We start from the raw sequence: 24,162 nt of genomic DNA, 5'->3' as shown, positions 1-24,162 counted from the left end.
GCTGCGGTACCGGCCCTTCCGTTAGTGGTGCGAGGTGATGCGGTAGTGCCTAGTACTGCGACTTGCGGCGGGTGCCGGCGATCAGCATGCCGATCGGAACCAGCAGGAGCAGCAGCGGGATCAGCACGGCCAGGATCTTCGGGGAGGTCATGATCTCGCCCGGAGTCAGTGCCGTGGTGCTGGCCCGCATGGTGTCGGCGCCGTCAGCGATCTTGCCGTTGCCGTCGGCCAGGGTCTTGCTGCCGTCGGCCAGCTTGCCGTTGCCTTCAGCCAGGTCCGAGGCGCCGGTCTTGAGCTCCTTGGTGCCTGCCGTGAGGGTCTTGCCGCCGTCGTCGAGCTTGGTGACGCCCTCGTCCAGGGACTGGGTGCCGGTGTTCAGGCGGCTGGTGCCGTCGGCCAGGGTGATGGTGCCGTCGTAGATCTTGTAGTTGCCGTCGGCCAGCGTGTAGGCGCCGGTCTCCAGCGTGTCTATGCCGGTGTACAGGGTGCCTGCACCGGTTGCGATTTTTCCGGCACCTGCAACCAGCTCCGGGGTTTTGCTGGCCAATTCGGACGCACCCGCGTTCAACTTGCCTGCACCGTCGGCGATTGCCTGATTGCCGTCTGCCAACGCCTTGGCGCCTGTGTTGAGTGCTTTCCCTCCGTTGACGAGGAGCTGCAGCCCGTCTCGCACCTGGGGTGCTCCATCAGCGATCTGCTTCGACCCGGCGAGGAGGGCTGGCACGCTTTCTTTAGCGGCGAGCTTGGCCGCTCCGTCACGGACATCCTTCGCACCCTGCAAAAGGCCCTTGGGGTTGTCTTCGGTGTTGTCTCCCACATCGATATCGTGGGCGGCATCTACAAGACCTTGGTTGAGGGCATTGGCTAGACCGTTGGCCAGCAAGGCGTTGGGGACAATGCCTACACCTGCAGTGGTCCACTTAGCAGCGAAAGTAGATGCGGCTGTCGCCGCGTCCGTTGCCGCTGTTTCTGCTCGCTCAGAAGAGGCGGAAACTGCTGCCAGCTCGCTCTTCGCCGTATCTATGCGCGTGACGGACGTGCCTGTGTTCGTTTGCGTTTCTGCCGCGAGTCGCTGCAATTCACTCAATTGCTGCGGGGTCAAGGCGGTCCCTTCCGGCAGTGCTGCAATTGCGGAAGCGAGTGCGTCAGCCGATGTCTGTGCAGCAGTCGCGCTTATTTGCGCTGCCTCCGCCGCTGGTGAAGCTGAAGCGGCTGCGGTCTGGACATTTCGAGCCTCTGTGGCTGCAGCGGTTGCATTTGTGGACACGTTTCCTGCCTCGGCTGCGGCAGGTGCGAGACTCTGGGCAATGCCCGCAGTCAGCTTGCTGACGTTACCGGAAACAGGAACAGCACCGGTTGTAGGGTTGCTCAGCCCATCGCTGACCTTGCCCACGCCTTTGTGAACCTTGTCAGATCCAGCAGCCAGTTGCTTTACCCCACCGTCCACGAGAACCAGTCCGTCATGGAGCGCCTTTGAACCGGGCACGACCGGGGAGAACTTCTCATTGAGGAGTTGGGCACCATTCGAGATGTCCTGGGCGCCCTGTGCTACAGCCTGTGCACCCTTCTTTGCCTCAACGGCACCAACATTCAGGTCGCCGTTCCCTAGAGCAATTTGTTTCGCTCCGGCATCCGCCCGAATAGCTCCATCTTGAAGTTGTGCCCCACCCGTAGCCAGTTGCTGCGCGCCGGTGTTGGCACTAGAGGCGCCGGCAGCGAGCTTGTTGGCGCCGGTGTTGGCGGCCTCCGCGCCGGTGAGGAGCTTCGCTGCTCCTTCATCCAGGCTGGTGGCGCCGTCCTTCAGGGTGGTGACGCCGGCCTTGGCGCTGGAAATGCCGGTGGCCAGCGTGTTGGCGCCGGTATCCACCTTGGCGGAGCCTGCGGCTACCTTGTCCGCGCCTTCCTTGGCTTTGTCCGCGCCTTCCTGCAGGTCACTGGCTCCCGTGTTGGCGCGCTCAGCGCCGTCGCTCAGCTCCGTTGCGCCGGCGGACACTTTGCCCGTGAACAGCACAAAGAAGGCCAAAAGGAGGATCAGGAACAAGGCCAGGAGTGCGGTTAAGAGTGTGTGTGGGCGGGAAGTGGCACGCCCGGACGTGGAACTCGTCATTGAATATCCTTTTTCTGCTTCATGCTGTCGAGACTGACTGGGCTGCGTGCAGCACGCCGGTAGGCGCAGCCTTCGCGGTGCGACCGGACGGGTCCGTCCCACTGAAGTGGAAACAACATGACGAAATCAGTCCGGGCTAGTGTGATGTCTGTTACATCTAAGCTACCCAGCGGTAACAAAGCAAGCATTTCGAGAAATTAGTTACCGAAGAGTAGGTTGCGCGGTATGTTTCCCTCCGCTAATGGGAAAACGCGTGTCGCACCGGGACATGGCGCGCACGGAGGGGCATCCTGACTCCTGATGCACCGTCCGACCTCTGACAAGGGAGTCCGCATGAGCTGGCTGGATCGCGACCGCACCATTGCCCCGCCCGGTTTCAACCGCTGGGTCATCCCGCCGGCAGCGCTGGCCGTCCACCTGTGCATCGGCCAGGTGTATGCCACCAGCGTCTACAAGACGGCCCTGGTGGACTACTTCGACGCCAGCCTCACCCAAATCGGCATCATCTTCTCCATTGCCATTGTGATGCTCGGGCTTTCCGCCGCCGTGATGGGCACGTGGGTGGACGCCAACGGACCCCGCAAGGCCATGTTTGTCTCGGCCATGTTCTGGGTGGGCGGATTCGCGGTCGGGGCCGCAGGCATTTTCACCCACCAGCTGTGGCTGCTGTACCTGGGATACGGGGTGATCGGCGGCATCGGCCTGGGGATCGGCTACATCTCCCCGGTCTCCACGCTGATCAAGTGGTTCCCGGACCGGCCCGGGCTGGCCACCGGCATGGCGATCATGGGATTCGGCGGCGGGGCCCTGATCGCCAGCCCGCTGTCCTCGGCGCTGCTCACCTTCTACGATCCGGAGTCCGGAACCCCCGGCTGGGTGGCCAGCGGCGACGCCGTGGGCAAACTGTTCCTGACACTGGCAGCCATTTACTTGATCTACATGCTCTACGGCGCCGCGACCATCCGGGTTCCGGCCGCCGACTGGAAACCGGCGGGCTTTGACCCCGCCACCGTCGCGTCAAAGTCCCTGGTCACCACCAACCACGTTTCGGCGGCCAACGCCATCAAGACCCGGCAGTTCTGGCTGGTCTGGATTGTGCTCTTCTGCAACGTGACGGCCGGCATCGGCATCCTGGAACAGGCTGCCCCCATGATCCAGGACTTCTTCCGCCAGCCCGACGGCGCGTCGCTGGTGACCGCCGCCGTCGCCGGCGGATTCGTGGGCCTGCTTTCGATCGGCAACATGGGCGGGCGCTTTGTCTGGTCCGCCACCTCGGACCTGATCGGCCGCAAGCGCATCTACATGCTCTACCTCGGCGGCGGCGCCGCCCTGTACATCCTGCTGTCCCTGTTCGGCGGCGGTTCCACCTTCCTGTACGTCGCTTTGGCGTTCATCATCATCTCCTTCTACGGAGGCGGATTCGCTACGGCACCGGCCTACCTGCGGGATCTCTTTGGCACCTACCAGGTTGGCGCTATCCACGGCCGGCTGCTCACTGCCTGGTCCGCCGCCGGCATTGCCGGTCCACTGATCGTCAACTCGTTCCTGGACTCCCAGGGCACTCCCGGTGAACTCACGGCCGCGGCTTACCAGCCCGCACTGTTGACCATGGTGGGCCTGCTGGTGGTGGGCTTCATCGCCAACCTGCTGGTCACGCCGGTAGCATCCCGCTACCACGAGCCGAAGTCCGCACCGGCGGCTCCGGAACAGACCGCTACCGTGAACGGAGAACGCTAATGACTAAGGCAAAGCTGACAGTGAGCTGGGTTCTGGTGGGAGCTCCGCTGGCCTACGGGATCTTTCAGACCGTGAGCAAGGCTTCGGCGCTCTTCGGCTAGACCCGGCTACGGAACACGGGGAGGGGCAGGTGATGGTGAGCTGGGATGATTTTCCTGTCCTCACGAAGGAAGACGACAGCTACACCCACCTGCCCTTCTCCGGCTGGTTCCTGATGTTGGGGTGGGCGGCGGGACCTTTTCATGCCCGCCGCCGCCCCGGCTCCCTGAATGATATCCTGCCCTCCCGTGAGATCCTCTCCGGCGAGGACGAGGAGTGGCTGTATGAAATGGCCAATGAGTACCTGGCGCCGCTGGGCATTCCGCCCGTACCGCGCGGATATGCCTGGTTCTTGGCCCGCCCCGCCGGCATTGACTCGGACGAAGCACTCTGGCGGCGGCTGAACGACACTATTGATGAGCTTGGCGGCCTGCCCGGCCTCGACGGCGAGGCCTATGCAGCGGCCGCCTATCCGGTGGTAGCGGAAGCCATCCGGCGGCTTTACTGACCGGCTGCCGAATCCCCGCGCCCCTTAAGGTCCTTCGCGTCCATAACCTGGTCCAGAAGCAGCGAACTGAGCGCCGACGCCGCGGCCATCACCCGCCGCGGCCGGGCCACCCCGCGCCGGACCAGCCAGGCTTCAACACGTTGGTCCAGCACCATTGTGAGTGCAAGGACTCCGCTGGCGGTTGCGCCCACCGTGGCAGCGATAACAGCAGGACCGACGAGCCTCATCCGCGGGCCGGGCCCGGCGCCGGGAGCAGGCGCCGCGGCGCCCCCGGTCTCCTGATCCCCGGCCGCTACCGGCGGAACCGGGTTCCCCGTCCCGCCGCCCGCCGGTTCCCGCCCGCTTTGGGCACCGGCCCGGACCGCCAGGACACTGAGGACGCCGAGGGCTGCGCCCGGAACAAGCACAAAGGTGCGGCGCATTCCCGGGGACCAATCCGCCGGCCGCTGCAGGGTAAACAGCCCCGAGGAAGCAGCAAGGGCAAGCGAAAGCGGAAGATTCTTCATGGCCCACACGCTACCCGCCGCCCGGAGGGCTGTGGAACCGGCGCGGCAGGTGCAACGCTTAACGGGCACATTCCATCTACCCGTGCCGTGGATTTCTGCCGGGGCGGAGAGCAGGAGCAAGCGATGAAAGCCCTTCAGTACCGCACCATCGGCCAGCCGCCGGAAGTAGTGGACATCGAAACTCCGGAGCCCGGCCCCGGGCAGGTGCGCCTGAAGATGACCGCCGCGGGCGTGTGCCACTCTGACGAATTCATCATGAGCCTGCCGGAGAGCGAGTATGTCTACGGTCTGCCGCTCACACTGGGCCACGAGGGTGCCGGCACGGTGGACAAGGTGGGCGACGGCGTGGAGCACCTCGAACCAGGGGCCTCCATGGCCGTCTACGGTCCCTGGGGCTGCGGCATGTGTTACGAGTGCGCCAGCGGCAAGGAAAACTACTGCCGGAACGCCGCGAAGCTCGGCATCGCCCCGCCCGGCCTGGGTGCCCCCGGAGCTATGGCGGAATACCTCATTGTGGACAGCCCGCGGCATCTGATCCCCTTGGGGGACCTGGACCCGGTGCAGAACGTATCCCTGACGGACGCCGGCCTCACCCCGTACCACGCGATCAGGGGTTCCCTGGAGAAACTGCCCTCCGGCGCCACAGCAGTAGTGATCGGTGTGGGCGGCCTGGGGCACGTAGCCGTGCAGATTTTGCGGGCCATCACCGCGGCCACCGTTGTGGCCCTGGATATCGACGAAGCAAAACTGAACCTGGCAACCGACGTCGGTGCCCACTACACCTTCCCCTCCGAGCCCGGCGCGGTGGCCATGGTGCGGGACCTGACCGGCGGCCGGGGCGTGGACGCCGTGTTCGATTTCGTGACCAATCAGGCAACCCTGGATCTGGGCCAGGCCATGGTGGCGTCGCAGGGGGACCAGGTGCTGGTGGGCGTCGGTGCCGGCACCCTGCCGGTGGGCATGGCCGCGACCAGTGCCTGGGAATCCTCCATCCGGGCACCGTACTGGGGATCCCGGTCCGAGCTGTTTGAGGTGCTGGACCTCGCCCGCGGTGACGGCATCAACGTCCACACCGAAGTCTTCAGCCTGGACGAAGCGCCCGCCGCCTACGAAAAGCTGAAGAACAACCAGCTGATCGGCCGCGCCGTCGTCGTGCCGTAACCCCGGAGAAGCAACGTCTACAACGGTGCCGGAGCCAGCCCGGCGAACCCGGCGGCGGCACGCAGCAGCTGCGGCACCCCGGCCTCCAGCGACGGGCCGAAGACCAAGTCATTCGGCCGTTCGCCCTTGAGCCAGCGGGTGTAGATGGCCTCGCAGAAAATCGATGCCTTCCACAGCGCCAGCGCCTGGTACCAGGGCAGTGCATCCAGGTTCAGGTCCATCCGCTGCCGGTACGCCTCGATGACGTCGGCCCGGGTGAAGTAGCCGGGGTTGCGGGTGACGCTGGTCAGCTCCAGCGGCGTGGATTCACTACCCGGTTCCGAATACGTGGCGGTGAGATAGCCCAGATCTGCGAGCGGATCGCCGATGGCGGACATTTCCCAGTCCAGGACGGCGATCACGCGGGCCGGGGCGGAGGGGGCGAACATCAGGTTTCCGGGCCGGTAATCCCCGTGCAGTACCGCCGCGGCGGAGCTGGCAGGAATGTTGTCCGCCAGCCAGCCGCCGATCCGGGCCACCTCGGGCAGGCTGCGGGTGGTGTTGATGTCCCACAGCCCGGAAAACCGGGCAACTTGGCGCTGCAGGTAGCCGTCCGGCTTACCGAACGCCGCCAGGTCCCCGCTGCTGACGTCTACGGCATGGATGCGGACCAGAGTGTCAACGACGGCTTCGCTGGTGGCCCGGCGCTGCTCCATGGAGGACAGGGAGTCCGGAATGCTGTTGGTGATCACCAGTCCGTCCAGATAGGCCATGACATAGAACGGCACCCCGAGCACGGCGTCGTCTTCACAGACAGCCAGGATTTCCGGCACCGGCACGCCCTGGGTCCGCAGCAGCTGCTGGATCCGTGCCTCGCGGACCATGTCATGGGTGGAACGCGGCAGCGGCGGCCGGGGCCCGCGGCGGAGCACAAAGTCCTCGGCGCCGCGGCGGATCCGGTAGGTGATGTTGGACTGCCCGTCCCCGATCGGTTCCCACGACAGCGGGCCGCTCCCCAGATTATGGGTGTCAAGGAAGGCGGTGACCTCGTCCAGGATCAGCAGCGGGGGAGAATCCAGCGCTTCGGCGTCGGCGCGGGTGGCCACAACTTCACGGCCGTCAGGAGTGGTGTGCATGGGTCAGGCTTTCGCGTCGGCGGGGGAGGCGGCGTCGTTCTCCGCCACATCGGCAAGGAAGGGTGCGCCGCGTTCCACTTCGCGGCGGCGCGCGGCGGAGGCGCGGCGGGCAATAGCCCACTTATGCGTCTCATTGGAGCCGTCATAGATGCGGAAGGCGCGGACCTCGTTGAGGTAGGCGGCCAGCGGCAGCCGGTCGGTGACGCCGTCGCCGCCGCACAGCTGCAGACTGCGGTCAATCACCCGGTACACGGCCTCGGAGGTGTGGGTCTTGGCCACCGAGGACAGGGCCGACCCGGCTTTGGCGTCCGTTTCGAGCAGGGCGGCGGTCTTGGTGATGATGGCGTCCGAGGTTTCAATGTCGATCACGGACTGGGCAATCATTTCCTGCGCCAGGCCCAGCTCGTTCATCACGGATCCGAAGATTTCCCGGCGGTTGGTGCGGTCCAGGGCGATATCCAGGGACCGGCGGGCGAGCCCGAGCCAGCGCATACAGTGGGTGAGCCGGGCCGGACCCAGCCGAACCTGCGCGTACCGGAAGCCTTCGCCGGGAGCACCCAGCACGGCGCCGTCGGGCACAAACACGTCCTCGAAGTGCACGTGCGGATGCCCGCCGCCGATGGCCCGGTCCATGGTGTGCAGCTGCTCGCCGATCCGCACCCCGGCGGCGTCCATGTCCACCAGCAGCATGGTGGCGCCGGCCGGCGCGCCGTCCACCGCGTCCGTGCGCACCATGGCGATGCAGAACGAGGCGTTGTTGGCGCCGCTGGTGAAGCGTTTATGGCCGGTGATCCGCCAGCCGCCGTCCACCTTTTCCGCCCGGGAACGCAGCGCGGCCGGATCCGAGCCGGCGCCGGGGTGCGGTTCGGTCATGCCGAAGCAGGAGCGCGCATCCCCGGCCACCAGCGGGGCCAGGTAGCGGCGCTTCTGCTCCTCGCTGCCGATCAGGTGCAGCATGTGCATGTTGCCCTCATCCGGTGCCATGCAGTTCAGCGCCGACGGTCCGATCAGCGAATATCCGGCCTCCTGGAAGATGGGGGACCAGTGCTGCAACGGGACCCCCTGTCCGCCGTACTCGCGCGGGGCGTGCGGCGCGAACACGCCGGCGGCCTTCGCGGCGGCGCGCAGGTCCGCGAGCAGGTCCTCGGGCACGACGGCGCCCGGCCGCGGTTCGGCGGGCAGCACCGTGCCCCGGATGAACTCCCGGGTGCGCAGGCGCAGGTCTTCGATCTCCGGAGGCAGGGATGCGGTGCTCATGGGCGGGTCCTTTGGCTGGAGCGGGCTGCGTGGGGGAGGGGCTGGAGGCGCTGCTTGGGAAGGGGGGAGGGGGAAGGCGGCCGGTGGTGTTGCCGGGCGGCGGGAACTGCGGCGGGCTAGGCGGAGCCGCCGGCCACCAGCAGGCCGCCGTCGAGGTTCAGGACCTGCCCGGTGACCCACGCGGCGTCGTCGGAGACCAGGAAAGCGGCGGCGCCGGCCACGTCTTCGGGGGTGCCGAGGCGCTTCAGCGGATAGGTGGAGCTGACCTTTTCCTCCCGGCCCTCGTACAGTGCCCGGGCGAACTGGGTCTTCACCACGGCGGGGGCCATGGCGTTGACCCGCACGGAGGGGGCCAGTTCCACGGCCAGGGTGCGGGTGAGCTGTTCCACGGCGGCCTTGCTGATGCCGTAGAAGCCGATGCCGTGCGCCGGGGTCTGTGCCGAGACGGAGGAGAGGTTCAGGACGGACCCGCCGCGGCCGGTGAAGTCCAGGGCAGGATGCGCGCAGAGGGCCTGCACCCAGGCCAAGGTGCCCAGCACGTTGACGTCCAGGATGCGGCGGGCGGCCTCCGGGTCCAGTTCCGTCAGAGGGCCGTAGACGGGGTTGATGCCGGCGTTGTTCACCAGGATGTCCAGCGTGCCCCAGGTCCGGGCCACGGTGTCCAGCACCTCGGCACGGTGGTCCGGGTCATCGGACTTGCCGGCCAGGAACAGGACGCTGCCCTCCGGGAACTCCGTGGCGGCTTCCTTGAGCGGGCCGATGTTGCGGGCGGTGATAAGCACCTTCGCCCCTTCGGCCGCGAACCGGCGGGCGATGGCCAGCCCGATGCCCCGGCTGGCACCGGTGACGACGGCGGTTTTGCCCGCCAGACGGGATTGGTTGGCCGGTGCGGGCTCCGGCAGGTCCTGCACCGTGTACTGCCCCTGGTCCGCTGACTCGTCCGCTGCTGACTGCTCTGTCATATGCTCCGCCTGTCCCTACTACCGAGCGACCGCTCGGTATGGGTAGTCTGGTGCAGGCCCGCAAGTTGTGTCAAGGGTCACAATTGTTCCCCGCGAACCCCGGAAGGATGCCATGAGCGCCGCACCCCAGCCCGACTGGCGGGACTTTTCCGTTCCCGTCCTGCCGCCGCTGCTGGCCGCCGCACTGGAGTGCTTTCTGGAACACGGCTACCACGGCACCGCCATCCGCACCGTGGCCGCACGCGCCGGACTGTCCGTGCCCGGGCTGTACCACCACTATCCGTCCAAGCAAGCGCTGCTGGTCGGGATAGCCGAGTCCGCCATGGCGGATCTGTATGCCCGCAGCACGGCGGCCTTGGCCGAAGCCGGGGACGATGTGGAGGAACGGTTCGCGCTGCTGATCGAATGCCTGGTGCTGGTGCACGCCTACCGGTGGGAGCATGCCTTTATCGCCGCGAGCGAGATCCGCAGCCTGGAGGGCGCGGCCCGCAGCGGGCACATTGCGGCGCGGGACCGGCAGCAGAAGCTGCTGGACGACGTCGTGACCGACGCTGTCCGGCTCGGGCGGTTCTGCACCGCCCATCCCAAGGATGCCAGCCGGGCGGTGACCACCATGTGCACCGGGGTGGCCCAGTGGTACCGCGCCGGCGGGCCGCTCAGTCCCGAGGAGCTGGCGGCCCGCTATGTGCAGATCTGCCGGGGCGCGGTGGGTGCCCGCTAGCCGGTCCTTACCGGTACCAGCGGTGCAGGTTCTCCTTCGGTTCGTCCCCGCGGGCAGTCTCGGAGATCCACGGGCCGGTGCCCTCGGACGCGTCCAGCACGCCCTCCTCGAGCCAGGTGTAGCGCCCGTCCAGCACACCCTTGGACACCTTGCGATCCGCGGCGTCCGAATTGCGCCAGAGTTCTTCGAACAGGGTCTCGATCCGCACCCGGGATTCGGTGCTGAACGCGTCCGCCAGCTCAAAAGCGCTCCGGCCCTCCTCCGGATCCTTCCGGCGGATGTTCATGGCCCGGACGCAGGACGCGGAAATGGCAAAAATCTCCGCACCAATGTCCACAATCCGGCCCAGGAACACCTGGTGGTGCTCCAGCCCCGCCTGCCAGCGGGCCATACCGTAGAACGTGGACCGGGCGAGCCGGCGTGAAGCCCGCTCGGCGAAGCGCAGGTGCTTGGCGAGGATGCCGAACTCGGCGTACGACGTCGGCACGCTGCCCTTGCCTGCCGCGAGTGTGGGCAGCCACTTGCCGTAGAAGCCGCTGGCCTTCATGGCCGCCTTTGCCTTCGCGCCGAGCGGGGCATCCGCCACGGCCAGGTCACCGGCGGCGGAGAGATGCGCGTCCACGGCCTCCCGGGCAATAAAGAGGTGCATGATCTCGGTGGAGCCCTCAAACACGCGATTGATCCGCAGGTCCCGCAGCTGCTGCTCCGCCGGGACCGCGCGCTCGCCGCGGGCGGCCAGCGAGTCCGCGGTCTCGAAGCCGCGGCCGCCGCGCACCTGCACCAGCTCGTCCGCTATGTTGTACGCCATTTCGCTGGCCCACAGCTTGGCAAGGGCCGCCTCAATGCGGATGTCCTTGGTGCCGGCGTCGGCCAGTTCTGCGGATAGCTCGAAGACCGCCTCCAGTGCGAAGCCGGTGGCGGCAATGTAGGCGAGCTTTTTGCCCACGGCCTCGTGCCGGCCGATGGGCCGGCCCCACTGCTCCCGGGCATTGGCCCAGCCGCGGGCAATCTTCAGCGACCACTTGCCTGATGCCGCGCACATGGCCGGAATGGACAGCCGGCCGGTGTTGAGCGTGGTCAGTGCGATCTTCAGGCCCTGGCCCTCCCGGCCCAGGCGGTTCGCGGCGGGGACCCGGACGTTGGTGAACCGGGTGACGCCGTTTTCAATGCCGCGCAGGCCCATGAAGTTGTTGCGGTTCTCCACCGTGATGCCCGGCGAGGACATTTCCACCACAAAGGCGCTGATTCCGCCCTTGGATTCCCCGTGCGGGGGCACTGCGGCCATCACCACCACCAGTTCGGCAATCACGCCGTTGGTGGTCCACAGCTTGACCCCGTCAATGACGTATTCGCTGCCGTCTTCGGACGGGATGGCCGTGGTGCGCAGCCGAGCGGGGTCGGAACCGACGTCGGGCTCGGTCAGGAGAAAGGCCGTCACGGCTCCGGCGGCGCAGCGCGGCAGGTATTCCTGCTTCTGCTCATCGTTGCCGAAAACCTTCACCGGCTCCGGCACGCCGATGGACTGGTGCGCCGAGACCAGCGCCCCCATGCTGGGATGCACGGTGCCCAGCAGCATCAGCGCGCGGCCGTAGTGCAGCAGTGACAGCCCCAGCCCGCCGTAACGCCGGGGGATCTTGATGCCGAACACACCTAGGTCCGCCAACCCGCGCAGGTACTCGTCCGGGATGACGCCGGTGCGTTCAATCAGGCGGCCGTCCAGGGTGCGGCAGTACGCTGCCAGCTCCTCCAGGAAAGCCTCCGCCCGGGCCTCCTCGGCCGGATCCAGGGCCGGCAGGGACCGGATGAGGTCCAGGTTGTAACTGCCCAGGTAGATTCCCTTGGCGAAGCTCGGGCGGGATTCGCCCGTGTCCCGGGCTTCTTCGGTGGCGTTGCGGGCATCCTGTTCCGTGACCACCCGGTCCTTGATTTTTCGAGCGCTGCTGTCGGGGCCGGACCCCTGGGCAAGATCAGTGGTGCTCATGGGATTTCTCCTCTGTTTTGGCCGCATGGAGGGGCGGCCTCGGCTCACTGTGGGGACCATGCTACGCCGCGGTAGCTAAGGGTAAAGAGGGTTCGCGGCTAATGTGGGGCGCAGGCAGCATTGCCGTGGGAAAGTACCTCCAACGGGTGGAAAATCGGCGGCAGTACAACGCAAAAGGAGACGGTTATGGCTTGGGTGGACAGCGAACGCGCGGAATTGGTCCGGACACTGCGGGAGGCGGATCCGCTGGCGCCCACGCTGTGCGAGGGCTGGGATGTGCGCCGGCTGCTGGCACACCTGGTGCTGCGCGAGCACGCGCCGTGGAAGATGGCCGCGGACGTGCTGCGCCGGCCCAAGCCCGGGCAGGAGAAGAACCTGGGCGCCGAGGCCTCCGCTGCAGCCACCCCCCACGGCTATGCCGCCCTGGTGGACCGTTTCGCTGCCGGACCGGGCCGGTTCTCCCCGTTCCGGGCCGACGCCGCGAATCTGGTGGAGTACGTGGTGCACCACGAGGACATCCGCCGCGGCACCGGTGCCGCCGCACCGCGTGAGCTGCCGGCCGGGCAGCAGCAGGCACTGTGGAAGCAGCTGGGGCTGATGGCGCGGATGGGCTACCGGAGCTCGCCGGTGGGTGTGGAACTGGCCGTTCCCGGGTTCGGCCGGAGGCGGGTCCGGGCGGGCGACACTCCCGTGCTGGTCTCGGGAAACGTGGTGGATCTGGCCCTGCACGCCATGGGCCGGCGGGCAGCGGCCAACGTCAGCGTGGAAGGCAGCGGCGAATCCGTGCGTGCCTTCCGGGAATGGGCCGGCGAGTAGGTGCTCCCGGCTTGACAAGCACCCCTCCTATGCCGTTGAAATAGTAAGCACACTGATTTGTTTCAGCGGAGCTGGATCGCCTACCAATGACGTATCAGGGAAGCAGGAAGATGCAGAACGAGGGGGATTGGGAACCCGTGCGGCTGCTGTCAACAGCTGCACGCTTGGTAAGACGGGAAGTGGATAACAAGCTGCGCGCCCTGGGGCTGACCCAGGAACGGGTGACGGTTCTGCGGGTGCTGCTCACGGACGGACCCATGCGGCGGGCGGAACTGGCCCGGCGGCTGCGGGTGACCGCGCAGACTCTCGGAACATCACTGGTGAGCATGGCGGGACAGGGCCTCGTTGAAGAGGTGCCGCCCGAAACTACGGGCCGCAGCGGCCGGCTCATGGCCATCTCGGAGCGCGGCCAGAAGATGCTCGCCGACGCGGAAAACCTGGAGCAGAACACTTCCACGGCCGGCATCGGCCCGGAACTGCGCGCAGAACTAATATCCCTGATCCGCGGCTTGGAACCGGCCCGGCAGTACGGGACGGCGTCGTCGACCGGACCAGGCACGGCCTAACGGACCGCCGCGGTGTCCACCGCGGCAGCAGCCTGCCGACCCGCTGGGCCGGGGTAACGTGTTGAGGTAAGAGCAGCACGTTTTTGGCCTTGGCGCCGGGAAGGACAGGCATGAGCGAGGGTATCCGAGTTGCCGATGCGGACGAGATTGAAGAGGGTGAAGCCCTCACGGTAGACGCCGAAACGGCGGGCACCGCGGATGACATTGCCGTGTTCCACAGCGACAACGGGAACTTCTACGCCCTGAATGACACCTGCACCCATGAAGAGGCCTCCCTGGCGGACGGCTGGATCGAGGGCGACGAGGTGGAATGCCCCATCCATTCCGCGCGTTTCTGCATGCGCACAGGCGAAGCGCTCTGCCTGCCCGCCCTGGTCAACACCCGGGCGCACCGGGTGGAGGTGCGCGACGGCGAAGTGTGGCTGTACCCCAACCAGGCTCCGCAGGACGCGTGAACGCAGGCCCGGCCCCTGCAACGGTAGCCGTTGTGGGCGGGGGCATCGCCGGTTTCAGTGCGGTGCGCGAACTCCGCCGCCGCGGCTACGCAGGTACCCTGCAGCTTATTGATCCCGACGGGTTGCCCTATGACCGTCCGCCGCTGAGCAAGGCGTTCCTGGCCGGAACCCTGGACCTGCCGCAGCTGGAACTGGCACCCCGCGGCTGGTACGCGGACAACGCCGTCGAGGTGGTCACGGACACTGCGGTGAAGCTCGACGCCGGACACGGCGCCCCCGCCCTCACCCTCGCCTCGGGCGGGCAACTACGTGCCGACGCGGTGCTGCTGGCCGCGGGTGCGCGCGCCCGCCGGTTGCCGCTGCCGGGCATGGACCTGCCCGGTGTCCTGACCCTGCGCTCCGCCGCGGATGCCCTGGCGCTGCGGCAGCGGCTGTTCCCCGGCGCGCACCTGGTGATCATCGGTGCCGGACTGGTGGGGGCGGAAACCGCGTCGACGGCCCGGGCCCTGGGCGCTGCCGTGACCATGGTGGATCCGGCTTACCTGCCGTTTGAGCGGGCGGCCGGTCCGGATCTGGCCAGTTACCTGCACGGACTGCACGCCGCCCACGGCACTGCCTACGTGCAGGACACTCCCGCAGCCATCGGTGCCGGTGCCGGTGCCGGTGCCAGTGATGACGCCCTGACCGTGGTCCTGGCCGCAGGAGCCGTGCTCCCCGCCACCACCGTCCTGGTCTCGGTGGGCAGCGAGCCGGAAACTGCGCTCGCAGAAGAGGCCGGGCTCCAGGTCCACGACGGCATCCTGGTGGATGGCTCCGGCGCCACCTCGCAGCCCGGAATTTTCGCCGCTGGTGACTCCTCCCGGCTGCGGAACAGTGACGGCACGCCGGGCCGGCGGTTCGAGCACTGGGACGCCGCCCGCCGCACGGGTGAGGCGGCTGCGGCCGGGATCCTCGGCGTCGAGCCCCCGCAGGCCGCACCCGACTGGTTCTGGTCCGACCGCTACGGGATCCACCTGGAGATGGCCGGCAGCATGGCCGGTCCCGGCCGGACGGTGCTGCGCGGAGAACCCGGACCCGGGTTCATGGTGTTCCGCGTCTCTCCCGCCGGCACGCTGGCCGGAGTGGCTGCCGTGGACGGCGGGACGGCCGTGCGTGCGGCGCGGAAGCTGATCGAATCGGGCCGGGCGGTTGATCCGGCGCAGTTGCAGGACCCGGCGGCTGACCTGCGCAAGATGGCCCGTGGGAAGTCCTGAACCGCCCTTCCATATGGAACTGGCCGGTGTAACTGGAAGCTGTGCGGAGTATTACGCAACGTTAGCGTTGCGTAATTGAGCCAAACCTAGGTTAACCTTATTTTGGATCCGCGTCCGCAGGGTCCGTTCCGTCCGTTTTACGTGATTCCAAGGAGCCCCATATGGCCCTGTCCAGGATGCGCCGCGCCGCTGCCGCGGCCGCCGTCGCCGTTCTGTCCCTTTCCGCATGCTCCACCGGTGCCGCAGGCGAAAATGAGTCCACCGGCAGCGCCGCCGCCGGTGACCAGTTCCCCGTCACCATTGAGCATGCCTTCGGCGAAACAGTTATCGAAGAGGCCCCCGAACGGGTGGCGACAGTTGCCTGGGCCAACGCCGAGACCGCGCTGGCGCTTGGTGTTGTTCCCGTAGGCATGCCCACCATCGAGTTCGGCGGCAACGAGCAGGGCACCACGCCCTGGATCGACGAGGCCCTTGAGGACCTGGACGCCCCCATCGGCTCGGAGAACGCCCCGGCACAGTACTCCGAAGCGGACGGGATTGCGTTCGACGACGTCGCTGCCACCAACCCGGACGTCATCCTGGCCTCTTATTCCGGGCTGTCCCAGGAGGACTACGACAAGCTGAGCAAGATCGCTCCCGTCGTGGCCTACCCTGACGCCCCGTGGGGCACCTCCTGGCAGGACACCGCCACCCTGACCGGCAAGGCGCTGGGCCTGGAGGATGAGGCCCAGCAGCTGGTGGCGGACACGGAAAAGGCCATCACCGAGAAGGCCGCCGAATACCCGCAGCTCGAAGGCAAGACCTTCATCTACGGCAACCTGGCACCGGGTGCGGAGAACTCCGTCTACACCGCGCTGGACAACCGCCCCAAGTTCATGGAGTCCCTGGGCCTGACCCAGGCACCCGTGGTGGCCGAGAACACCAAGGGCGACGAGTTCTACATTCCCTGGTCCGATGAAAACCTCAACCAGCTGGATTCGGACATCTTCATCAGCTGGGTGGCCAGCGAGGATGTTGCCGACACCATTGCCGCCGACCCGCTGCTGAGCCAGATCCCCGCCGTGAAGAACGGCGCGCTGGTGGCCGACGCAGACCCGACCCGCGTGTTCTCCACGTCCGCCATCAATGTCCTGAGCATCCCGTACGCCCTGGACAACGTAGTGCCGATGATCGCGGACGCTGCCACCGCCGCGGACAACGCACAGTAACCGCACTTCCGCCCGCAACGAACATCCGATTGGACAGCACCCCACCGGGGTTTGGGATCATCGAAAGCATGGAAGACCTGCTTGACCTTGCAGTTAGCCTCAAACCGCTCTTCGCCGTCCTCGTGGCAGTAGGCATTGCCCTGATCATCGCCTGGATCGCACGCGAGGGCGCCAACCGGGCGTTCCGCAAGGTGCCCAGCATCCGGGAGATCTCCGTCAAGGCCCGGAACCCGCTGCGGCTGGTGCTGGGGCTGATCGGCATCCGGATTGCCCTGGGCGCAACAGCGCCCGGGGCGTCCTGGCTGCCGGTCCTGGACTACCTTTTGGTGCTGGGGCTGATCGGCGCGCTGGCCTGGTTCGGCGTCGTGACGCTGCTGATCATCGAGGCCATGATCCTCACGAAGTACAGCACCGACACCCGGGACAACCGCAGGCTGAGGCGCCTGAAAACCCAGGTGAACCTGGGCCGGCGGATCGGCATCGCCGTGCTGATCACCATTGCCGTGGCCTTTGTGCTGCTGACCATTGACGAGGTCCGTGCGCTGGGCGCCGGTATCCTTGCCTCCGCCGGTTTGCTCTCCATTGTGGCCGGCCTTGCCGTGCAGGGAACCCTGAGCAATGTCTTTGCCGGGCTGCAGCTGGCCTTCACCGACGCGATCCGCGCCGACGACGTCGTAGTGGTGGAAGGCGAGTGGGGCACCATCGAGGAAATCACCATGACATACGTGGTGGTGCATATCTGGGATGACCGGCGCCTGATCCTGCCTTCCACCTACTTCACCACCACGCCGTTCCAGAACTGGACCCGCCGGCAATCCGCGATCCTGGGCACAGTGGAGCTGGACCTTGACTGGCGGGTACCGGTGGGGGACCTGCGCACCAAGCTGAAGGAGACCCTGGCCGGCACCGAACTGTGGGACAAGCGCACCAGTGTGCTGCAGGTGACCGAGGCCGTGAACGGTGTGGTGCGGGTCCGTATCCTGGTCAGCGCCGTGGACAGCGGGACGCTGTTCGACCTGCGCTGCCTGATCCGCGAAACCATGGTGACCTACCTGCAGGAATGGCACCCGGACGCCCTCCCGCGCCAGCGCTGGGAAGAGGTGCGCAAGACCGGCACGGATGTCCACAGCGGACCGCGGACCGCGCCGTTGGTGCGCAGCTCCGACACCAGCGATTCCCAACTGTTCACCGGCAGCATCGACGCCGTCGAACGCCGGCAGAGCTTCTCCGGTCCGGGTGAGGACGTCATGGCCGAACGCGAGGAGAACGCGGACACGCCGCGCTGATTTCCCCTGCCCGGCCGCCGTGCGTCCGGCACTGTTGACAGGAGGCCGCCCGCCGGGCGGCAATAAGACCCCCGGCTGTTGCGCCGGACCGGCGAAGGGATCAACGATGGCGGACGCCTTTGTGCTTCACGAAATCCAGGGATCGAGTGTGTGGGCGAATGACGGCGAGCGGCTGGGCCTGGTGGGGGAAGTCCACCTGGACCGCGACACCGGGCAGCCCGCGTGGATCACCGTTAACCTGGGCCTGTTCGAATCGGCTGAACACTACGTGCCGCTCGCTGCCGCCCGGCGCGACGGGCAGGACATTTTTGTGAACTACTCCAAGGAAAAGGTTTCCAAGTCACCCGGCGCCAATCCGGAAAACCCGTTGAGTCCGGCCGAAGAAAGTGTCCTGATGGAGTACTACGGCCTGGGCCGGAACACTTGAACCCGGCCGGCCTGTTTGTGGTGCCCCTTTGTTACTAAGGACACTTACAAATACGATGGGGATCTGACATCGATTCACCCAGGAGGCCGTAGTGGCGCAGGACACCAACAGCAAAGCCGAGACAGCACCAAGTCCCGACGATGCAAGCAAACCGGACAAACCAACCGAGGTCTCCAAGCCCAGCTGGAAATACATCCTCAAGAAGACGGTGCGCGAGTTCTCCAAGGACCAGTGCACCGACCTGGCCGCGGCACTGACCTACTACACGGTCCTGGCGATCTTCCCGGCACTGCTGGCCATGGTTTCCATCCTCGGTCTGGTGGGTCAGGGGGAAAGCACCACCAATGCACTGCTGGACTTCGTCAAGCAGTTCGCGCCGTCAGACGCTGCATCGGTCCTTGAAGACCCCATTAAGCAGCTGACCACCTCCAGCACCGCCGGACTCGCGCTGATTGTCGGTATTCTCGGCGCCCTGTGGTCCGCCTCCGGCTTCGTGAAGGCGTTTGGCCGTTCCATGAACCGCATCTACGAAGTGGATGAAGGCCGGCCCGCCTGGAAGCTGCTTCCCACCCAGCTGCTCGTGACCCTGATCCTGGTCCTCATGGCGGCGGCACTGCTGCTGATGCTGGTGATCTCCGGCCCGATAGCCGAAGCCATCGGCAACGTCATCGGCCTGGGCAGTGAAGCGGTGACCGTCTGGAACCTCGCCAAGTGGCCGGTCATGCTGATCTTCGCAGTTCTGATTATCGCGGTCCTTTACTACGCCACCCCGAACGTGAAGCAGCCCAAGTTCCGCTGGATGAGCATGGGCTCGCTGATTGCCCTGGTGATCCTGGCGATTGTGACCGCCGGCTTCAGCTTCTACGTCTCGAACTTCGGCAACTACAACGCCACCTACGGTGCCATTGGCGGCGTGATTGTGCTGCTGCTGTGGATCTGGCTGGCCAACGTGTCCCTGCTCTTCGGTGCCGAGTTCGACGCCGAGGTGGAACGCGGCCGCGAACTCCAGGCCGGTATCCAGGCCGAGGAATCCGTACAGCTTCCCCCGCGCGACACCCGCCAGACGGAGAAGCGCCAGGAACAGGAAGAGGAAGACATCGCCGAGGGCCGCAAGCTGCGCCAGCAGCACGCCGGCAAGGACTACGACGACGACCTGCACGAGGACTGACCTGCCCGGCTAGCCCTGGCACGCCCGACCTAAAAAACCGCCCCCGGACCAACTGGTCCGGGGGCGGTTTTGTTTTAGGGGCCCGGCTGGACGTTCAAAGTGCAGCAGGTGCCGGGTGGGCTAGTGCCCGGTGTCCTTGGCGCCGCCGTGGTTCCGGGTGCCCAGGTTCTTGCCCTTGGAGAACCGGCGGGCGAAGTACAGCACCAGGCCAACGGCCATCAGGGCAGCTGCCCGCAGCCACGTGTCACCGCTCTGCTGGGTGAGCAGCAGGACGCAGGAGGCAATGGCAAGGTAGGGCAGCACGATGGGGGTGCGGAAGTGCTTTTCCTCCACCTTGTCCTTGCGCAGCACGATCACCGCGACGTTGGTGCTGATGAAAACGAAGAGCAGCAGCAGGACCACGGTTTCGGCCAGCGCGGCCACCCCGCCGGTCAGGGTCAGGAGCATGGCCACCGCGGTGGTGGCGACAATGGCCACCCACGGAGTCTTGCGGTTGGGCAGCACCTTGCTGAAGACCTCGGGCAGCAGCGATTGCTCGGACATGCCGTAAACCAGCCGCGAGGACATGATCATGGTCAGCAGGGCGCCGTTGGCCACAGCTACCAGGGCAATCGCGCTGAAGATCCAGTCCGGGATGCCGAAGCCGGTGGCGCTGACAACGTCCAGCAGCGGCCCCGTGGAACCGGAGAGGTCCTTGGTGGGCAGGGCGATGGACGCCGCGATGCCGATCAGCACGTAAATGAGCCCGGCGGTAAGCATGGCGCCGAAAATGGCCCGTGGATAGACCCGTCGGACATCGCGGACCTCTTCGGCGATGTTGGCTGAAACCTCAAACCCTACAAACGAGTAGTACGCCAGGATGGAGCCCGCCAGGACAGCCAGCGCAGGATTCGTATCCGCCGGGAACTGCGTGATCTGCTCGGGGTGTCCCTCGCCCTTGCCCACCATCAGGGACACGAGCACAATCACCAGGACCAGGCCGGAGACCTCGATAACCGTCATCACCACATTGCTGCGGACGGACTCGGAGATGCCGCGCGCATTGAGCAGCGCCACCAGCAGCAGGAACACAATGGCGGCCGGCACCGTGGGGACGTCCAGGAAGGACTTCAGGTAGTCGCCGGCGAATGCCTGGGACAGGCCTGCGGCACTGGTCACTCCGGCAGCCAGCATGGCAAAACCGACCAGGAACGAGATGGCCGGCACCTTGAAGGCCCGTTGGGCGAACACTGCAGCACCGCCGGCTTTGGGGTATTTGGTGACCAATTCCGCGTACGAGGCTGCGGTCAGCATCGCGAGCACGAGGGCAACCACGAGCGGAACCCAGATGGCGCCTCCGACTTGCACGGAAACATCGCCCACCAATGCGTAGATTCCTGCCCCCAGCACGTCGCCGAGGATGAACAGATAGAGCATGGGGCCGGTGATGCCCTGCTTGAGTTTGGATGCAGGTTTTTCCTGCGTGGTTTCTCCCATAAAAGGAAAGTTTAGACAACATACTAAGAATGCTGATGATTCCCTGCGGATCCTGTAGAAATATTGTCTATGAGCACTCCCGCAACCTCTTCTTCCACGTATGACGCAGTGATCGTGGGCGGCGGAATCGCCGGCCTGACGGCGGCCCTGGTCCTGGGCCGGGCACGGCGCCGGGTGGCGGTGATCGACGCCGGCAGCCCACGCAACGCCCCGGCCGGGCACGTCCACGGCTTCCCGACCCGGGACGGCGTGCCGCCGGCGGAACTGCTGGAGCTGGCCCGGGCCGAGGTGCGCGGGTACGGCGTGGAACTGGTGGAAGCAACCGTGGCGCGGGTGGCGGCCGACGGCAGCGTGCGGACCACCGACGGCCGGGACTTCCGCGGACGGCAGGTGGTGCTGGCCACGGGACTGCGCGACGTCCTGCCCCAGATTGACGGGCTGCGGGAACGCTGGGGCCGGGACGTGCTGCAATGCCCCTACTGCCACGGCTACGAAAACGCGGACAAGGTGCTGGCCGTGCTGGGTACCGCGCAAACCTCCATCCAGCAGGCGCAGCTCGTGCGCACCTTCTCCGACGACGTGACGCTGGTCCTGCAGGCCGGCCTCGAAGTGGGCGAGGAGGACGCCCGCGGGCTTGCCGCCATGGGCATCCGGGTAATCGACGGCGAGGTGGCCGGCCTGGAAATCGAAAACGACACCCTGACCGGCCTGGAACTGGCGGACGGGCGCACTCTGCGGTGCGAGGCGCTGTTCCTGGAACCGGAGGCCGAACTGGACGCGGACCTCACAGCGGACCTGGACCTGGACGACGACGGCTGCATCGTCACCGACGAGCTCGGCCGCACCAGCCGGGAACGGATCTGGGCGGTGGGAAACGCCACGGACCCCTCCGCGCAGGTGGTGGCCGCCGCCGGAGATGCCTACCGGCTGGCCGTGGTGGTCAACGCCAAGCTCCTCGAAGAGGACCTTGGCCTGGCGGTAGGCGGCGACGGCGACGGCCCGCGCCCGGTGGGTCCGGTTGAGGCAGCCGCCGTGCGCGAAGCCCTCTAGCCGTACCCGCTAGCTCCGGGCCCGGCTGCGCGGGGCGAGCAGCGGGGAGCCGGCCACGCCGTCGCCGGCGCTCATCCCGTCCAGCACAAACTGCAGGGCTTCCAGGGAGGTGCGGCGCGGCCGCCAGCCGAGCACTTCGCGCGCCCGGGTGGTGTCCATGACCGGGGCCCCGGCGGCCATGTCCACCCAGCCCGGATCGGTGGCCTGCAGGTGCGCGGCCCAAGTGAGGCCGACGACGGCGCGGACCAGTTTCACCGGCACGTTCAAGACCCGTTTGGCACCCAGCATGCCGGCGAGCAGCTCCGGGGTGATGATCGGATCCGCTGCAATGTTGAAGGCTCCCTCGGCCCGCTGGTCCACTACGCGCCAGTAGGCGTCCGCAATGTCGTCGGCGTGCACGGCCTGGAAAACGAAGGAATCCGGCAGCGGGATCAGCGGCAGGGACAGCTTGTTCAGGAAGAACTTGGGGATCAACCGGCCAATGAAATAGTGCCCTATTTCGCTGCCCGCGTCGGAGGAGAAGATGAGTCCGGGCCGCAGCCGGGCCACCGGAATTTCCGGGTACTCCAGTTCAAACCGGTCCAGCAGGGCCTCCTGCTCGCCCTTGTGCCGGCTGTAGTGGGAGCTGGCAATGCCCCGGGCGGGCCAGGATTCATCCGTCAGCCGGTCCTTGGGGGCGGGACTGTACGCTCCGACCGAGGAAGCGCAGACAAACTGCCGCACGCCTGCTGCCGCAGCCGCAGCCAGGGCGTTTTCCGTACCCTGGACGTTGACCCGGTGCAGCTCCGCCTCATCCCGGTTGGGCTGGATCAGCCAGGCCAGGTGGATCACGGCGTCGGCGCCGCGCAGCGCTTCGGTCAGTTCCGGCACGTTGGCCGTGTCGCCGACGTCGATGCTGTGCCACTCGACGCCGTCGTACGGAGGCTGGGTGGTGTCCGGGATCCGGCGGGCAATTCCCGCCACTTCCAGCTCTCCGAGTTCCTGGCGGGCCTCCGCCAGCCGGCGCAGAACGGCGGTCCCCACGTTTCCGGTGGCCCCGATTACGGCTACTCGCATGGTCAAAGTCCTTCCGTCGCACTGCCGGCTGCATTGCACTCGACTCTACCGCCGCACCGGATTTCCGGCAGCGGGGCGGCCCTTCGGAAGCCGTTAGCAGCTCAGGGTGCAGGGGCTAGTGTGAGCGTATGACTTCGCACAGCACCAAGGGCTCCTACGTGACCGGTGGAACCGAGTACACCCGGGACACCAACTACATTGAAACCCGGATCACCCGCGACGGGCGGGACGGCTACCCGGTGGAGTCCGGACGGTACCGGCTGATCGCGGCCCGGGCCTGCCCGTGGGCCAACCGGACCATCATTGTCCGGCGCCTGCTGGGACTCGAAGACGCCATTTCCCTGGGCCTGCCCGGCCCCACCCACGACGCCCGCAGCTGGACCTTCGACCTGGATCCGGACGGCAGGGACCCGGTGCTCGGCATCGAACGGCTGCAGGAGGCCTTCTTCAAGCGCGTCCCCGACTATCAGCGCGGCATCACCGTTCCCGCCGTCGTGGACGTCCCTACGGGTGCGGTGGTGACCAACAACTTCCCGCAGATCACCCTGGACTTCTCCACCGAGTGGAAGGACTTCCACCGCGAAGGGGCCCCGGACCTGCTGCCGGCCGAGCACATGGCGGAAATGGAGGCCGTGAACAAGCGGATCTTCACCGAGGTCAACAACGGTGTGTACCGCTGCGGGTTCGCCGGTTCGCAGGAAGCCTACGACGCCGCGTATGACCGGCTGTGGGCGGCGATGGACTGGCTGGAGGACCGGCTTTCGAAGCAGCGTTACCTGGTGGGGGACACCATTACCGAGGCCGATGTCCGGCTGTTCACCACGCTGGTGCGTTTTGACCCGGTCTACCACGGGCACTTCAAGTGCAACCGGAACAAGCTCACCGAAATGCCGGCGCTGTGGGGTTACGCCCGGGACCTGTTCCAGACCCCCGGCTTCGGTGACACGGTGGACTTTGAGCAGATCAAGGCGCACTACTACGTGGTCCACGAGGACATCAATCCCACCGGGATCATCCCCAAGGGACCGGACCGGTCCAACTGGCTTTCCGAGCACGGACGCGAGGAGCTGGGCGGGCGCCCGTTCGGCAACGGAACACCGCCCGGACCGGTACGCGACTCCGAGCGGGTGGCCCCCGGGCACGGGGCCGGGAACTAGGCCGCCGGGCGCTTCCTAATACGCAACACAAACGTTTCTTAAAGCACCTGAGCATAGGCTAGCCTTATTTAAGAAATTGCTGCTGCTTAGGGGAGGTGCCTACGTGAGCGTTGCCGCACGCCCTGCCGGCGTTCCTTCCCGCGCACCCTC

Annotated in this window: 23 protein-coding genes; 15 read left to right on the top strand and 8 right to left on the bottom strand. The window is 66.7% G+C overall.

The genetic code is table 11. The features are described from left to right. Window positions 1–49 precede the first annotated feature (49 nt). Window positions 50–2,107 (bottom strand): hypothetical protein, encoded by a 2,058-nt coding sequence (locus tag LJ754_RS03835; protein ID WP_227925547.1) that lies wholly within the window; start codon window positions 2,105–2,107, stop codon window positions 50–52. A 333-nt stretch (window positions 2,108–2,440) separates the two neighbouring features. Here LJ754_RS03835 and LJ754_RS03830 point away from each other — a divergent pair, with 333 nt between their 5' ends. Genes LJ754_RS03830 through LJ754_RS03825 form a run of 3 tightly spaced genes read left to right on the top strand, consistent with a single transcriptional unit; the run spans window position 2,441 to window position 4,391 of the window. Continuing rightward, window positions 2,441–3,844, top strand: coding sequence for an OFA family MFS transporter (locus tag LJ754_RS03830; protein WP_227925546.1), 1,404 nt, complete (start codon window positions 2,441–2,443; stop codon window positions 3,842–3,844). Then, a complete protein-coding gene (locus LJ754_RS17030) occupies window positions 3,844–3,945 on the top strand; it encodes an MFS transporter small subunit (protein WP_442860305.1) in 102 nt (33 codons plus the stop codon). Before LJ754_RS03830 ends, LJ754_RS17030 begins: the two co-directional genes overlap by 1 nt. Window positions 3,946–3,977: 32 nt before the next feature. Then, window positions 3,978–4,391 carry a DUF5956 family protein gene (locus tag LJ754_RS03825; protein ID WP_227925544.1) on the top strand — a complete coding sequence of 138 codons (414 nt, stop codon included), beginning with the start codon at window positions 3,978–3,980 and terminating at the stop codon, window positions 4,389–4,391. Here the strand turns inward: LJ754_RS03825 and LJ754_RS03820 are convergent. Further along, on the bottom strand, window positions 4,385–4,897 hold the full coding sequence (locus tag LJ754_RS03820) for a hypothetical protein (protein WP_227925542.1): 513 nt from the start codon (window positions 4,895–4,897) through the stop codon (window positions 4,385–4,387). The two genes, LJ754_RS03825 and LJ754_RS03820, sit on opposite strands and share 7 nt — an antisense overlap. 123 nt (window positions 4,898–5,020) lie before the next feature. Here LJ754_RS03820 and LJ754_RS03815 point away from each other — a divergent pair, with 123 nt between their 5' ends. Next, on the top strand, window positions 5,021–6,058 hold the full coding sequence (locus LJ754_RS03815; protein ID WP_227925540.1) for an NAD(P)-dependent alcohol dehydrogenase: 1,038 nt from the start codon (window positions 5,021–5,023) through the stop codon (window positions 6,056–6,058). A 17-nt stretch (window positions 6,059–6,075) separates the two neighbouring features. Here LJ754_RS03815 and LJ754_RS03810 read toward each other — a convergent pair whose 3' ends face one another. From LJ754_RS03810 to LJ754_RS03800, 3 genes are all read right to left on the bottom strand, one after another. Then, complete coding sequence (locus LJ754_RS03810) at window positions 6,076–7,173, bottom strand: phosphotransferase family protein (RefSeq protein ID WP_227925538.1); 1,098 nt, start codon at window positions 7,171–7,173, stop codon at window positions 6,076–6,078. A gap of 3 nt (window positions 7,174–7,176) precedes the next feature. After that, window positions 7,177–8,430 carry an acyl-CoA dehydrogenase family protein gene (locus tag LJ754_RS03805; protein ID WP_227925535.1) on the bottom strand — a complete coding sequence of 418 codons (1,254 nt, stop codon included), beginning with the start codon at window positions 8,428–8,430 and terminating at the stop codon, window positions 7,177–7,179. Window positions 8,431–8,546: 116 nt separating this feature from the next. Next, window positions 8,547–9,392, bottom strand: a complete 846-nt coding sequence (locus LJ754_RS03800; protein ID WP_227925534.1) for an SDR family oxidoreductase — start codon at window positions 9,390–9,392, stop codon at window positions 8,547–8,549. A gap of 112 nt (window positions 9,393–9,504) precedes the next feature. Here LJ754_RS03800 and LJ754_RS03795 point away from each other — a divergent pair, with 112 nt between their 5' ends. Next, window positions 9,505–10,113, top strand: a complete 609-nt coding sequence (locus tag LJ754_RS03795) for a TetR/AcrR family transcriptional regulator (RefSeq protein WP_227925532.1) — start codon at window positions 9,505–9,507, stop codon at window positions 10,111–10,113. 7 nt (window positions 10,114–10,120) lie between these two features. On the opposite strand, the gene LJ754_RS03790 is transcribed toward LJ754_RS03795, so the two are convergent. Further along, complete coding sequence (locus LJ754_RS03790; RefSeq protein WP_227925529.1) at window positions 10,121–12,094, bottom strand: acyl-CoA dehydrogenase family protein; 1,974 nt, start codon at window positions 12,092–12,094, stop codon at window positions 10,121–10,123. Between the two features lie 186 nt (window positions 12,095–12,280). Between LJ754_RS03790 and LJ754_RS03785 the strand changes: the two genes are divergently transcribed. From LJ754_RS03785 to LJ754_RS03750, 8 genes are all read left to right on the top strand, one after another. Further along, on the top strand, window positions 12,281–12,910 hold the full coding sequence (locus LJ754_RS03785) for a TIGR03085 family metal-binding protein (RefSeq protein WP_227911812.1): 630 nt from the start codon (window positions 12,281–12,283) through the stop codon (window positions 12,908–12,910). 179 nt (window positions 12,911–13,089) lie between these two features. Beyond that, window positions 13,090–13,476 carry a MarR family winged helix-turn-helix transcriptional regulator gene (locus LJ754_RS03780; protein WP_227911811.1) on the top strand — a complete coding sequence of 129 codons (387 nt, stop codon included), beginning with the start codon at window positions 13,090–13,092 and terminating at the stop codon, window positions 13,474–13,476. A 110-nt stretch (window positions 13,477–13,586) separates the two neighbouring features. Next, window positions 13,587–13,931: a bifunctional 3-phenylpropionate/cinnamic acid dioxygenase ferredoxin subunit gene (locus LJ754_RS03775; protein ID WP_227911810.1), complete on the top strand. Its 345-nt coding sequence runs from the start codon at window positions 13,587–13,589 to the stop codon at window positions 13,929–13,931. Beyond that, window positions 13,928–15,184, top strand: a complete 1,257-nt coding sequence (locus tag LJ754_RS03770) for an NAD(P)/FAD-dependent oxidoreductase (RefSeq protein ID WP_227925527.1) — start codon at window positions 13,928–13,930, stop codon at window positions 15,182–15,184. Before LJ754_RS03775 ends, LJ754_RS03770 begins: the two co-directional genes overlap by 4 nt. Before the next feature lie 161 nt (window positions 15,185–15,345). Then, window positions 15,346–16,392: an iron-siderophore ABC transporter substrate-binding protein gene (locus LJ754_RS03765; RefSeq protein ID WP_227925525.1), complete on the top strand. Its 1,047-nt coding sequence runs from the start codon at window positions 15,346–15,348 to the stop codon at window positions 16,390–16,392. A 68-nt stretch (window positions 16,393–16,460) separates the two neighbouring features. Next, window positions 16,461–17,678 (top strand): mechanosensitive ion channel family protein, encoded by a 1,218-nt coding sequence (locus LJ754_RS03760; RefSeq protein ID WP_227911807.1) that lies wholly within the window; start codon window positions 16,461–16,463, stop codon window positions 17,676–17,678. A 106-nt stretch (window positions 17,679–17,784) separates the two neighbouring features. Next, entirely contained in the window at window positions 17,785–18,105 is a 321-nt protein-coding gene (locus tag LJ754_RS03755; RefSeq protein ID WP_227911806.1) for a PRC-barrel domain-containing protein, read from the top strand. 91 nt (window positions 18,106–18,196) lie between these two features. Continuing rightward, on the top strand, window positions 18,197–19,273 hold the full coding sequence (locus LJ754_RS03750) for a YihY/virulence factor BrkB family protein (RefSeq protein WP_227911805.1): 1,077 nt from the start codon (window positions 18,197–18,199) through the stop codon (window positions 19,271–19,273). 120 nt (window positions 19,274–19,393) lie between these two features. Here the strand turns inward: LJ754_RS03750 and LJ754_RS03745 are convergent, their stop codons facing one another. Continuing rightward, complete coding sequence (locus tag LJ754_RS03745; protein WP_227925524.1) at window positions 19,394–20,749, bottom strand: APC family permease; 1,356 nt, start codon at window positions 20,747–20,749, stop codon at window positions 19,394–19,396. A 69-nt stretch (window positions 20,750–20,818) separates the two neighbouring features. Between LJ754_RS03745 and LJ754_RS03740 the strand changes: the two genes are divergently transcribed. Then, on the top strand, window positions 20,819–21,799 hold the full coding sequence (locus LJ754_RS03740) for an NAD(P)/FAD-dependent oxidoreductase (RefSeq protein ID WP_227925523.1): 981 nt from the start codon (window positions 20,819–20,821) through the stop codon (window positions 21,797–21,799). A 9-nt stretch (window positions 21,800–21,808) separates the two neighbouring features. Here the strand turns inward: LJ754_RS03740 and LJ754_RS03735 are convergent, their stop codons facing one another. Next, entirely contained in the window at window positions 21,809–22,855 is a 1,047-nt protein-coding gene (locus tag LJ754_RS03735; protein ID WP_227925521.1) for an NAD-dependent epimerase/dehydratase family protein, read from the bottom strand. Between the two features lie 128 nt (window positions 22,856–22,983). Here LJ754_RS03735 and LJ754_RS03730 point away from each other — a divergent pair, with 128 nt between their 5' ends. Next, on the top strand, window positions 22,984–24,012 hold the full coding sequence (locus LJ754_RS03730; RefSeq protein WP_227925519.1) for a glutathione S-transferase family protein: 1,029 nt from the start codon (window positions 22,984–22,986) through the stop codon (window positions 24,010–24,012). Window positions 24,013–24,162: the final 150 nt, after the last annotated feature.

The organism is Arthrobacter sp. zg-Y40, assembly GCF_020731535.1.
In the GTDB taxonomy this organism is placed as follows: Bacteria; Actinomycetota; Actinomycetes; order Actinomycetales; family Micrococcaceae; genus Arthrobacter_B.
This window is presented reverse-complemented; position numbering and strand designations above follow the sequence as displayed.